Origin of the sequence: Faecalimicrobium dakarense (assembly GCF_000499525.1) — a bacterium.
GTDB classification, from domain to species: Bacteria; Bacillota; Clostridia; order Peptostreptococcales; family Peptostreptococcaceae; genus Faecalimicrobium; species Faecalimicrobium dakarense.
In genome coordinates this window covers 1-12099 of sequence record NZ_HG529315.1, presented here as the reverse complement: position 1 = coordinate 12099, position 12099 = coordinate 1, and the positions used below count along the sequence as shown (strand labels likewise).

Sequence of the window (12099 nt, the reverse complement as noted above, 5' to 3'; positions counted from 1 at the left end):
AGAACAATAAATTATATTGATTATAAGGGGTTAAAATTTTAGGAGGAAAGTTATGGAGTTAAGGATAGATAATATAAGCAAAAGATTTAAGGATAAAGTTGCTGTTGATAATTTTTCAGTTACATTAAACAATGGAGTATATGGACTTTTAGGAAAAAATGGAGCAGGAAAAACAACTCTTATGCGAATACTTGCAGATGTTTCTACACAAAGTGAAGGGGAAATTTATGTAGATAATAAAAGTAAAAGTAGCCTAGGTGCCAACTATAGAGAATTATTAGGTTATTTACCACAAGATGTCGGGTTTTATAAAAACTTTACAGCAGAAAAATTTTTATATTATGTAGCAGCATTAAAGGGACTTGATAAAAATAAAGCTAAAGATAAAATAAATGAGCTTTTAAAGTTTGTAAACTTAGAAAGTGATAAAAAAAGAAAAATCGGAGGATTTTCTGGGGGGATGAAACAAAGGCTAGGTATAGCCCAAGCATTGTTAAATGATCCTAAAATATTAATATTAGATGAGCCAACAGCAGGACTTGACCCTAATGAAAGAGTAAGATTTAAAAATTTAATATCAGATATATCAAAAGATAAGATAATTATACTATCAACCCATATTGTTTCTGACATTGAATTTATAGCTAATGAAATTTTAGTTATGAAAGATGGAATGCTTATAGAAAAACTTACTCCAAGTAAAATTATAAATAAAGTAAGAGGTAAGGTATATAGCATTAAAGTTCAAGAAGATCTGCTATATGAAATTAAAAGCAAGTTTAATATATCTAATATATCAAGAGAAAAGGATAAAGTAGTAGTAAGGATAGTAGATGAGGACAAACCTTATTTAGATGGAGGTATATGTACAGAAGAAGAGCCTAATTTAGAAGATGTGTTTTTATATTATTTTAATGAAAAAGTAACTAATAAGGGGTAGAATATGAGAGAATTAATAAAATTTGAATTGTATAAAATATTTTCAAGAAAATCTGTATGGGTATTAATTATAGGTGTAGTATTGTTTTCTGCTTCACCAGTAATAATTGAAAAAATAAATTTAAGTAAACATGGAATAAAAAGTGTAAATGAAATTTATGAAGCACTCAAACCATATGAAGGTTCTGTATTAACACTAGAAGGTTTTAAAGATTTAATAAAAAAATCAGAAGAAATAAGAGATAAAATAAAATTAGATGAAGAATTAACAAAGGATGAATTTATATATTACAATTATCTATTTGATGCTAGAGTAGATATAAATCCTAATTATTATATAAATGGGGAAAATTATACATATGAGGATATTAAAAAAGAAATAAATAGATTAGAGGATATAAATGAAACTGATACATATGAATATAAAAATCTTAACTATGTATATAGCTTAATAAAAAATAAAGAACAACCGAAGTTTTTCTTTAAAGGTGATTGGACAAAAAGTATGGACTTCAATGTAATAGCAACACTTATATCAACATCAATAGCAATTGGAGTAGCAACAGTTTTTAGTGATGAATATCAAAGCAATAGTGCATCAATAATGCTAAGTTCTAGAAATGGAAGAGGAAAACTAGTATTAGCTAAGATAGTATCTAGTCTAATTTTTACAACTATATCATTTGTATTGATACATTCAATATATAGTATTTATACTGCTATGTATAATTTTATAGGATGGGATTTACCTTTAAATTCTTTAATTGGATATGAAGCAACACCTTTTGATATTAGCATAATTAAATTTTACATAACAGGATTAGGAGTAAGTTTTATAGGAGCGATACTATTTACTCTAGTTGCAATATTAATATCACTAGTTACAAAGAACAATATGATTTCATTAATTATTACTTTAGGTATGTATTATTTACCTTCATTCTTAGCAGGATTTTCTATAACTGAAGGTGTTGGAAAGATAGTTAGTGAAATAAACTTTGCAGAAGCTATTAGAATACAAGGCATGTTTAGAACTACAAACATTTACAATATACTAGGAAATCCGACTTTATACTCTACAGTACTTACAAGTTTAGTCTTAATTAGTATTCCAATAGCTATGTATCTAATAAGATATTTTGGGAAAAAACAATCTATATAGTGTCTTAAATAAATCCATAAGAGAGACTTTGAACCTCTAGGATTTTTATAATTAGTGATAAAATCTATTATTGAAAGACAATGTATGATGTACTACAATTATCTTGTAAATAGAAAATTGTAATATCAGAAGATATTTATAAAAGGTCAGAAGACTCAGTTCTCTGGCCTTTTTTTGTTTAAAATGTATTTAGTATTATTTATAAGATTATGGGAGGGAATATGGATAACTTAAATTATTGGAAAGATAAATGGATTGAAGCTGGCAAAAATTATATTTTAAACAAAAATACTACTGAAGAAAATATACATATTTGGAACAATTCATCAAATGATTATGATGATTCAGTAGGAAGTGAAAGAATAGACGATGTAATAGAAAAGCTTGAAAGTCTTGGATACATAAATGAAGAAAGTACAGTTTTGGATTTAGGTTGTGGAACAGGAGCCTATTCTATAGCATTAAGTGGTGTTTGTAAAACAGTAGATGCTCTAGATTATTCAGAAGGTATGCTAGAGGTATTAAAAGAAAAGATAAAATCACAAGGTATAAACAATATAAATATAGTTAAAGATGATTGGAGCAGTATAGACTTAAGAAATAATAATATGATAAAAAAATATGATTTTGTACTTTGTAGCTTAAATCCTGGATGCTATAATACAGATGACTTATTTAAAATGAATAAAGTATCTAAAGGATACTGTTGTTATATAGGTACAGATGGGATGGGAAAAAATCATATATTAGATAAATGTGATTATGAAATTTTAGGGCAAAAGATAGATAAAAGTGATATAAGCAATGTGATATATCCTTTTAATATATTGTATTTTAATAATTATAGACCAATTGTATTTTACACTCCTTGCAATTGGGTTTATAGTATGGACAAAGAAAAAGCAGTGAGCAAATTGATAAAAAGGTATAAGAAATATATAAATCTAGACGAAAAAACTATAAATAAAATAGAATATTTCATTACAAATAATTTAAAAAATAATATGTTTATTGAGGAAAATGAAAATAATCTTGGTGTTTTAATTTGGGACGCTAATAAATAGAAGTAGCCAGTAGAATATGGTGACTTAAAATGGTCAGCTAATGAAAAATGAATAAAATAAGTTTATTATATAAAAGCACTCTTATTATATTAAGAGTGTTTTTTTAATATAAATTTGTGAACTAGGTATTAATACAACTATTTAAAATATTTACTTGTAAGGTTAAAAGTTATATATAAACTCTAAATATTCAAAAAAATGTATAAAATTAGGGAAATTTGTTGTATAAAAAAAGAGAATAATCAGTAAATTCTGTGATAAAATAACTTTGCTTGAGAAAAATGTATGTTAAACATAGTGTAATTAAGGAGATGCATATGAATAGATACAAATATATAATTTATACGATTATAATTATTTTATTTTTACTGATATATCATGGAGTAACTAGTTTATCTTCTTTAGAAGAGAAAAACATATTATTTATTAGTCTATATGATACTAACGCTGCAAGTTTTGATAATAAAATTAGTGGGATACTCGATGGAATTGGAAGAAAATTTAATTTAAAAACAGAATCTATGTATCCAAATACAATGAACAACGATTATAATGAAAAATACTTTTATAATAAAATAGAAGATCAAGAAGAAAGATTAGATGCTATTATACTTGATAGTGATAAGGCTTTAGAATTTGCTATAAAACATAGAGATAGCCTATTTAAAGATACACCAATCGTATTTTTTGGAGTAGAAGATAAAGAACTTATTAAAAATGCACTTACATATGATTTAGTTTCAGGAATAAGACAAGCAAAATCACTGGATTCTAATATAGAATTAATTACAAATATTCATAAAAACACAGAAAATATCTATATTATAAGTGACTATAAGGAAGATTCTTTTAATAAATCTGTATTATATGATGAAAAAAAACACATAGATAGCGGAGTAAATATTAATTATATTGAAACTAGCAATATATCAGTTACTGAATTTAAAGAGAAGCTAGAAACTTTGGATGAAAATGATGCAATTATTAGACTTAATTCATATAGATTTAAAGATCATCTTTTAGATTGTATGAAGGTTTCTGATTTTATAAAAACATACAATAATAAAGTACCTGTATATAGTGTTTCAGAATATGGTATAGGATATGGTGATATTGGAGGTATAGTTGTTAGTGATTATAATCAAGCAAAGGAAGCAGGTAAGATAGTAAAGTCTACTTTATTAGGTAAAAATTTAAATAATGTATATATAGATACAGAAGGTATAAATCAATATATATTTGATTATAAAAGAATGAAAGATTTTAATATAAAGAAGAGCCAGTTGCCTAAAGGTACAATATTAAAACATGATTTAACAACAGTATTTGATAAGTATAGTTTTTTGATTCTTTCTATAATTATATTTTTTATAGGGTTAATAGCTGCAATTATTGCATTAATAATTTGTATTCATAATAAGAAAAAATACGAAAAAATTCTTATAAAAGCAATAAATGAATCAAATGAAGCAAATAGATTAAAGTCATACTTTATGTCTAATATAACTCATGAACTAAGAACTCCAATTACGGTTATTATGTCTGTAATGCAACTTACAAAATCCAAATATAAAAATAATGGATATGTTTTAGATGAAAATAATGTACAGCTTGTAGATATTAACTGCAATAGATTACTTAGGTTAATAAACAATATAATTGATGCAGAAAAATATGAATCAAGTGAACTAAATTTAGAATTAGAAAATGTAAATATAGTTTTACTTATAGAAGATATAGTTGAGTCTATAGTACCTTTTGTAAAAGCTAAAAACTTAGATATTATATTTGATACTACTGATGAGGAAATTATAATGGCAATTGATATCAATAAAATAGAGCGAATTATTCTTAATTTAATATCGAATGCAATTAAGTTTTCAAAGGATAGAGGAACTGTATATGTCAATTTAGAAAAGGATGATAATACATTAAAAATCAGTATAAAAGATGAAGGTATAGGAATTAGTAAAATAGATTTAGAAAAAATATATGATAGATTCGTTCAATTAGATACTACTACAACAAGGAAAAATGAAGGAAGTGGTATAGGACTTACGATAGTAGAATCATTTGTAAAATCACATAATGGAAAGATTAGTGTTGAATCAAAGATAAATGAAGGAACAACATTTACAGTAGAAATTCCTATTACTGCTTTAAGTGAAGAAATAGAATATGAAAGATATAATAATAAAGAAATTGATAGAAAATCAAAATTAGAACTTTCAGATATATATTTAAATTAAAAATTATGTAATAAAAAATCCCACTAGTTAATAACTACTAATGGGATTTTTTATTACATAGTCTTCTTTTCATTTATTATATTTAAACTTTCAAAATAGCTTGAGAAGAAGTATATTCCATATACTATAATAACTATAGCTGTTGTTAGTAATAGATTTTTAACAATTCCTATTTGTGTTATTTCTGGGCTTACAACAAATATGGCTTTAGATAAAAATATAGTATTTGCAAGAGCTAACGTCAATGGAATAGCAAATAATATAAATATTTGCATAAATATTGATTTTTTCATATCTTTTTCGCTAACTCCAAGCTTTTTTAGTAATTCAAATCTTTCCTTGTTAACAGTTGATTCAGTAAGCTGTTGAAGAGCTAATATAGCACCAGCTGATATTAGTAATATAATACCTATATATATTGATATGAAGAAAGTGCAACATTAAGTGAAATTTTTTCTCCATCTATAACTGATTTATAATTTATCATATAATTTTGAAAATCACTAAGCTTATATCTATAATTGGAATAAGTAGAAATAAATTTATTTTCTGTTTCATTACCTGCTTTTTTATAGTTAATATTCAATATGGTTTTAACTGGATTTAGATTGCTTAATACCTTATCTGGTACAACTAAAGTTCCATTATCCATTAGAACCTGATCTGTAGAATAAGAACTAGTATATAAATCTGATTGATTTAAGTTAAGTTTTTTACTATTTACCTCAATAGATTTTGGTTGATTTTTAATATAATTTTTATATATTGGTTTAATATTTTCTACAGTACAATTTATTGCAAACTCATCGTCCTTTAAATTTATTTCTTTAAGTCCTCTTTGCTTTCTAGAAGCATTATAATCACTAAGAGGTACTATATAAAGATTAGTATCTGAATCTTGACTTAATTCACTAGTATTACTTGTAAAGTCAGAGATATTTATATTTTCTAAAGAGTATAATCTTAATTCACTAGTATTAGAAGCAAAAGACTCTAGAGGAAAATTATTTTTTATTAGTGTATCTTTAATTGAAGGAACTTTACTATTTAAGTCATTGTTTCCAGTACTATACCTAATAAATTCATCTCCTTTATAAACATATTCAAATAAAGTAACATCATAAGGAGTAGCTTCTTTTAAATCACCAATAATATAATTGCTAATAGACATACCAAAAGGCATTATCATCATAGAAATAAATAACAATAAACAAATAACTGTAATAGACATACCCATTGTTTTAATACGACTACTTACTTGATTTACAACGAAGATATTTAAATTTTTATAGTATCTACTTTTATGTTTTTTAAATCTTAATATTATAAAATCAGATACTGACATAAAGAATAAATAAATACCTAATGTCATCAATATTATACATACGCTGAATGTTAATACAGATTGTCGAATAGTTAATAGTATAAAGTATGATGATAATGTTAGTAAAATTGATAAAAGAAATATTATTATATGTGATTTTTTTCCTTTTGCAACTGACATTTCATTTTTTTTACTTGAATTCAATAAATCTATTAAACTATTCTTTTTTATAGTTTTTTTATTAAATTTATTAACTAACAATAAAACAAGTCCAAAGAATAGTACTGTTTTAATAATAGAAGCTATTGATAATGAAAATTTAAACTCTGATGAACTAAGTCCTAACATCTTAAATGTTATTATACTAATTCCCTGCGAGGCAAATATACCTATTATAAGTCCTACTATTAAAGAAAACGTACCTATTATTATAGTTTCTTTAAACATTAATTTATTTATATCTCTTTTGTCCATACCAAGAGTTGTATATATACCAAACTCTTTTTTACGCTTTTTCATAAGGAAATTATTAGCATAAGTAATTAAAAAACCAAATATAATACATATTAGTACTGAAAATCCTGCTACAATTCCTCTTGAAAAATAAATATATGAGTCTAATAGATTATTTCCATTAAGCATGGCCAAGTTATCATCTAAAGAGTTAAATGTATACAAAAGAGCTACACCAAATACAAGAGTTATAAAGTATATAAGATAATCTTTCATACTCTTTTTTACATTAGTTGATGCTAACTTTTTAAATGATTCATTTGAAACATGAGAAACATAATCACTTTTTCTATTAGATTTCTTTTTTGATGATTTTCTATAAAACATGTTGGTTGTCACCTCCAAGAAGTGATATTACTTTTATTATTTTATTGAAAAATTCCTTACGAGTATCATTTCCACGAACTAATTCATTAAAGATTTTACCGTCTTTTATAAATAATATTTTTTTACAGTAACTAGCAGTAAAAGCATCATGAGTTACCATCAATATAGTAGCTTTAAGCTCTTCGTTTAAAAATTCTAGATTTTCTAAAAGCATTTTTGCTGATTTAGAATCTAGAGAACCTGTAGGTTCATCTGCTAATATTAGAGAAGGATTTGTAATTATAGCCCTTGCACATGCTATTCTTTGTTTTTGTCCTCCAGAAATTTCGTATGGATATTTGTTAAGGATTTCTAAAATTCCTAATTTATTTGATATACTATCAATTCTACGATCAATCTCTTCTGGCTTAACTCCTGTAATAGATAAAGCTAAAGCTATATTATCACGAGCAGTGAGAGTATCTAGTAAATTAAAATCTTGGAATATAAATCCTAACTGTTCTCTACGAAATTTAGATAATTCATCTTCATTCATTTTAGTTATATCTTGATTATTTATATAAATATTACCGGCAGTTACTTTATCTATTGTAGATATACAGTTTAAAAGAGTAGTTTTACCACTACCTGATGCACCCATAATACCTATATATTCACCATTTTCAACCTCAAAGCTTATATTATCAACAGCCTTTGTAAGGCTTCCCCTATTTCTGTAGTATTTTCCTGCATTTTTAACTTTTAATATTTTATTCATAGATATTACCTCCTTTTCTTAATCTAATAATATCATCATAAAAAATCCCATCCACAGTTTTACATAACATGAATATAACACCTTTGTAATATTATAGACATTTAATAAAAATACTAACTTATATACAATTAAAAAAGAGGCTATTATTTAGCCTCTGCAAAAGTTAATTTTATAATTGTTCCATCAATTATATTAGGTAAAACATCAATATCAACTTCTAACTTAGCACATAGTTTCTTACATAAATATAAACCAATTCCAGTTGAATTTGAGTATTTTTTTCTACCATTAGCACCTGTAAATCCTTTTTCAAACACCCTAGAAATATCCTCAGGAGGTATCCCTATTCCATTATCTTTTATATATAAACTTACTTTATTGTTAGCTTTTTCCCCATAAAATTCAATTATAGGTTTATTACCTTTATACTTTATTGAGTTACTAATAATTTGTCCAATAATAAATTCTATCCATTTAGCATCAGATAATATATAAAAATCTAAATCATGCATAATAGGTTTAATACCTTCATTTATTATTTCTTTTGACTTTTTCTTGATAGAGTTCATTACAATATCTTTTAAATATAATTTTTTCACATGATAATCTTTCTCTACAGTATCACTTTTTGATACATATAATACTTGTTCTATATAATCATCTATTTTTGTAATTTCTTCTTCAATACTTAAGGTAGTAATATTTTTATTATTTTCAATTAATAATTTAGAAGTCGCAATAGGAGTTTTTACTTCATGTACCCATGTTTCAATGTATTGTCTATACTCTCTAAATTTATTATTATAAGCTGATGTTATATCGTTTATATACTTACTTTCTATTTTTAAAGCATCGTATAAAATTTCTCCTTCTATAAAATTAGGCTTTTGAATTACTTCTGTGATGTAAGATTTCTCATCTATATCTTTAAGTGTTTTTAGAAAATCATCATAGTATTTTTCTTTTTAATAAAATCTAAAAAAGTTATTAAGACTAAGCTAAAAATAAACATCATTTCAATAAATATAATAGAGTATATGTTTATATCAATTAAATACATAAATGTAAATGATAAAATAGAAGTAATAAATAATATAAAGATACTAAAAAATTTATCTTTTAAATACTGTGTCATAGTCATACCATATAACCTTGCCCTCTTTTAGTAATTAGATAGTCATTAAGTCCAATGTCTTCAAGCTTTTTTCTAAGTCTATTTATATTTACAGTAAGTGTACTATCCTCAACAAATTCAGCCATATCCCATAAGCTACTGATAATTTCGTTTCTAGGAATTATATTTCCTTTATTATCCATTAATATCTTAAGTATTCCAAGTTCATTTTTAGTAAGTTCAACGCTTTGATTGTTATGGGATACTTTGCTTTTTAATACATCAAGTACAGCACCATTATGCGTAACTATCAGAGGCTTACTTTTACCAGAAGTTCTTTTTAGTACAGATGCTATACGTGCTAAAAGTATTCTAGAATTAAATGGTTTATTAATAAAATCATCTGCACCTAAGTTTAACACGTCAAGTTCATCAAGATCACTTTTACTACTTGTAACTACTATAATAGGTATTTCTGATTGTTTTCTTATTTCTTTGCATATATAAAATCCATCATACACGGGTAGATTAAGGTCAAGAAGTACTAAATCAGGATGTAAATTAAGAATATTTTGTATTATATTTTGATAGTCATCGCTAGTAGAACATTTATAACCATTTCTTTCTAGAAGAGTAAGTACTTCATTTCTAAGTTTTGCTTCATCTTCAACTATGAAAATTTGTTCCATATATATCCTCCATAAATTTAAAACTTTGTTTATGCTTTCTATTTTACCATAATATAGATTATTTTGACCCACTTAAAGATATTATAATGAAAATGCTAATAAATAATACAGAAATATTCTTTAACATAGATTGTAGAAATAGCTATGTTACAATAACTATAAATAATATAAATATTTTAATAAAAATTTAAAGGGGAAATAAAAATGAAAGAAAATAAATATGATAATGAGAATTTTTTTAATCAATATAAAAAAATGAATCGTTCAATTAATGGATTATCTGGAGCTGGAGAATGGCATGAACTTAAAAAAATGCTACCTGAATTTAAAGGAAAAAGGGTACTAGATTTAGGATGTGGTTTTGGCTGGCACTGTAAATATGCAATTGAAAACGGAGCAAAGTCAGCTATAGGAATTGATTTATCAAAAAATATGCTAGAAGAAGCTAAAAAAATAATTCAGATAAAGCCATTGAGTATATTAAAATGCCAATAGAAGATATAGACTATCCAAAAGATTCCTTTGATGTTGTAATAAGTTCGCTAGCATTGCACTATATAAAATCATTTAAGAATATATGCGATAAGATATATAATTGTCTTGAAAAAGGTGGGGACTTTGTATTTTCAGTAGAACATCCGATATTTACATCTCAAGGGAAACAAGATTGGTATTATGACGAAAATGGTAATAAAATTCATTGGCCGGTAGATAATTACTTTACTGAGGACATACGTAAATCAATATTCTTAGGTGAAGAAGTTGTAAAATATCATAAGACAATATCTACATATATTAATACTTTAGTACAATTAGGTTTTGAAATAACAAAAATAGTAGAGCCTATGCCAGAAGAATCAATGTTAAAAGAAATACCAGAAATGTCAGATGAATTAAGGCGTCCAATGATGTTACTAATATCTGCAAGGAAAAAATAAATAATTATATCTGTATAAATCTAGATTAGATGCGTCAATTTATATAAAAATAAACTAAAAGCTATATAATACTTTTAGTTTATTTTTATACTGATACATTTTTATTATTTATTAATAGTTTTATTTTTATATCCTTCTCCCCAATCAAACATAGATTTTAAAATTGGATCAAGACTATATCCAGTTTCAGTTAAACTATATTCAACCTTTGGGGGAACCTCTGCATATACTTTTCTAGTTACTAGACCACTTTCTTCCATAGATCTTAAATTTGATGTTAAAACTTTTTGAGTTATATTGCCAATAGATTTTTTTAATTCTCCAAATCGTTTTGTTCCATCTAATAATTCTCTTATAATTAAAACCTTCCAACGATTTCCGATAAGTTGTAAGGTGATTTCTACAGGACAAGCTGGTAAATTTTCTTTCATAAAGAATGGCTCCTTTCCTAAATAGTATCCTTTTGGATACTATAGCACTTTAAGGTGCTTACTAGACAATAGATACTAATGAATCTATTATAGTATTGAAAAGAGCTAAATTCAATAAATTATTTATGGAGGTTATATAAATGAATAAAGTAGTAGAATTTTTAAAAGAAAATCAGATTCAATATTTTGCCACAGTAGGATTAGATGGAAAACCAAAAGTTCGTCCATTCCAATTTATGCTTGAAGATGATGGAAATCTGTATTTTTGTACAAGTAATAAAAAAGATGTATATAAAGAGATTGAAAATAATCCATATGTTGAATTAACATCATCAAGTTCTAAATTTGCTTGGATTAGACTAAGTGGTAAAGCTATATTTTCAAATAATGTAGATGTTAAGACAAAGGTAATAGAATCGAGTGAGCTTGTTAAATCAATATATCAAAGCGCTAAAAATCCTGATTTTGAGGTGTTCCATCTTGAAGGTGCTAAAGCTGTAATTTCAGATTTTTCAGGAGAGCCACCAAAGGAATACAACTTATAAATATAATAAAAAGTGTCTAAATAAAAAATGAGATCTTTGATATAAAA

The 12099-nt window shown here is 25.1% G+C and carries 11 protein-coding genes and 1 pseudogene; 6 read left to right on the top strand and 6 right to left on the bottom strand.

From position 1 onward, the window contains the following. Positions 1 to 52: 52 nt before the first annotated feature. The 4 genes from BN899_RS07615 (at position 53) to BN899_RS07600 (ending at position 5414) form a co-directional block, all read left to right on the top strand. Positions 53 to 940, top strand: coding sequence for an ABC transporter ATP-binding protein (locus BN899_RS07615; RefSeq protein WP_042274316.1), 888 nt, complete (start codon positions 53 to 55; stop codon positions 938 to 940). A gap of 3 nt (positions 941 to 943) precedes the next feature. Further along, positions 944 to 2101, top strand: a complete 1158-nt coding sequence (locus tag BN899_RS07610; RefSeq protein WP_042274315.1) for an ABC transporter permease — start codon at positions 944 to 946, stop codon at positions 2099 to 2101. A 221-nt stretch (positions 2102 to 2322) separates the two neighbouring features. Continuing rightward, positions 2323 to 3165, top strand: a complete 843-nt coding sequence (locus BN899_RS07605; protein WP_042274314.1) for a class I SAM-dependent methyltransferase — start codon at positions 2323 to 2325, stop codon at positions 3163 to 3165. A gap of 317 nt (positions 3166 to 3482) precedes the next feature. Next, complete coding sequence (locus BN899_RS07600; protein WP_042274313.1) at positions 3483 to 5414, top strand: sensor histidine kinase; 1932 nt, start codon at positions 3483 to 3485, stop codon at positions 5412 to 5414. 53 nt (positions 5415 to 5467) lie between these two features. Here BN899_RS07600 and BN899_RS19735 read toward each other — a convergent pair whose 3' ends face one another. The 5 genes from BN899_RS19735 to BN899_RS07575 form a co-directional block, all read right to left on the bottom strand. After that, the gene (locus tag BN899_RS19735; protein ID WP_330362495.1) at positions 5468 to 5794 is read right to left on the bottom strand and encodes an FtsX-like permease family protein; all 327 of its coding nucleotides are present in this window, start codon (positions 5792 to 5794) and stop codon (positions 5468 to 5470) included. Between the two features lie 29 nt (positions 5795 to 5823). Next, complete coding sequence (locus BN899_RS07595) at positions 5824 to 7578, bottom strand: FtsX-like permease family protein (protein WP_242824126.1); 1755 nt, start codon at positions 7576 to 7578, stop codon at positions 5824 to 5826. After that, a complete protein-coding gene (locus BN899_RS07590; RefSeq protein WP_042274312.1) occupies positions 7568 to 8335 on the bottom strand; it encodes an ABC transporter ATP-binding protein in 768 nt (255 codons plus the stop codon). Before BN899_RS07590 ends, BN899_RS07595 begins: the two co-directional genes overlap by 11 nt. 143 nt (positions 8336 to 8478) lie before the next feature. Beyond that, the gene (locus BN899_RS07585; RefSeq protein ID WP_052356731.1) at positions 8479 to 8934 is read right to left on the bottom strand and encodes an ATP-binding protein; all 456 of its coding nucleotides are present in this window, start codon (positions 8932 to 8934) and stop codon (positions 8479 to 8481) included. Positions 8935 to 9472: 538 nt separating this feature from the next. Then, a complete protein-coding gene (locus BN899_RS07575; RefSeq protein WP_042274310.1) occupies positions 9473 to 10138 on the bottom strand; it encodes a response regulator transcription factor in 666 nt (221 codons plus the stop codon). Positions 10139 to 10489: 351 nt separating this feature from the next. On the opposite strand from BN899_RS07575, the pseudogene BN899_RS07570 reads away from it, so the two are divergent. Continuing rightward, positions 10490 to 11076: pseudogene (locus BN899_RS07570) on the top strand (class I SAM-dependent methyltransferase); the annotation flags it as partial. A gap of 104 nt (positions 11077 to 11180) precedes the next feature. Here the strand turns inward: BN899_RS07570 and BN899_RS07565 are convergent. Continuing rightward, complete coding sequence (locus tag BN899_RS07565) at positions 11181 to 11507, bottom strand: winged helix-turn-helix transcriptional regulator (protein WP_042274309.1); 327 nt, start codon at positions 11505 to 11507, stop codon at positions 11181 to 11183. Positions 11508 to 11647: 140 nt separating this feature from the next. On the opposite strand from BN899_RS07565, the gene BN899_RS07560 reads away from it, so the two are divergent. After that, on the top strand, positions 11648 to 12052 hold the full coding sequence (locus tag BN899_RS07560; protein ID WP_042274306.1) for a pyridoxamine 5'-phosphate oxidase family protein: 405 nt from the start codon (positions 11648 to 11650) through the stop codon (positions 12050 to 12052). The last annotated feature ends 47 nt before the right edge of the window (positions 12053 to 12099 follow it).

Excerpts from the sequence above, each read along its gene's own strand:
- BN899_RS07615 (WP_042274316.1), top strand. The coding sequence starts at position 53 with ATGGAGTTAAGGATAGATAATATAAGCAAAAGATTTAAGGATAAAGTT.
- BN899_RS07610 (WP_042274315.1), top strand. The coding sequence starts at position 944 with ATGAGAGAATTAATAAAATTTGAATTGTATAAAATATTTTCAAGAAAA.
- BN899_RS07605 (WP_042274314.1), top strand. The coding sequence starts at position 2,323 with ATGGATAACTTAAATTATTGGAAAGATAAATGGATTGAAGCTGGCAAA.
- BN899_RS07600 (WP_042274313.1), top strand. The coding sequence starts at position 3,483 with ATGAATAGATACAAATATATAATTTATACGATTATAATTATTTTATTT.
- BN899_RS07595 (WP_242824126.1), bottom strand. The coding sequence starts at position 7,578 with ATGTTTTATAGAAAATCATCAAAAAAGAAATCTAATAGAAAAAGTGAT.
- BN899_RS07590 (WP_042274312.1), bottom strand. The coding sequence starts at position 8,335 with ATGAATAAAATATTAAAAGTTAAAAATGCAGGAAAATACTACAGAAAT.
- BN899_RS07575 (WP_042274310.1), bottom strand. The coding sequence starts at position 10,138 with ATGGAACAAATTTTCATAGTTGAAGATGAAGCAAAACTTAGAAATGAA.
- BN899_RS07565 (WP_042274309.1), bottom strand. The coding sequence starts at position 11,507 with ATGAAAGAAAATTTACCAGCTTGTCCTGTAGAAATCACCTTACAACTT.
- BN899_RS07560 (WP_042274306.1), top strand. The coding sequence starts at position 11,648 with ATGAATAAAGTAGTAGAATTTTTAAAAGAAAATCAGATTCAATATTTT.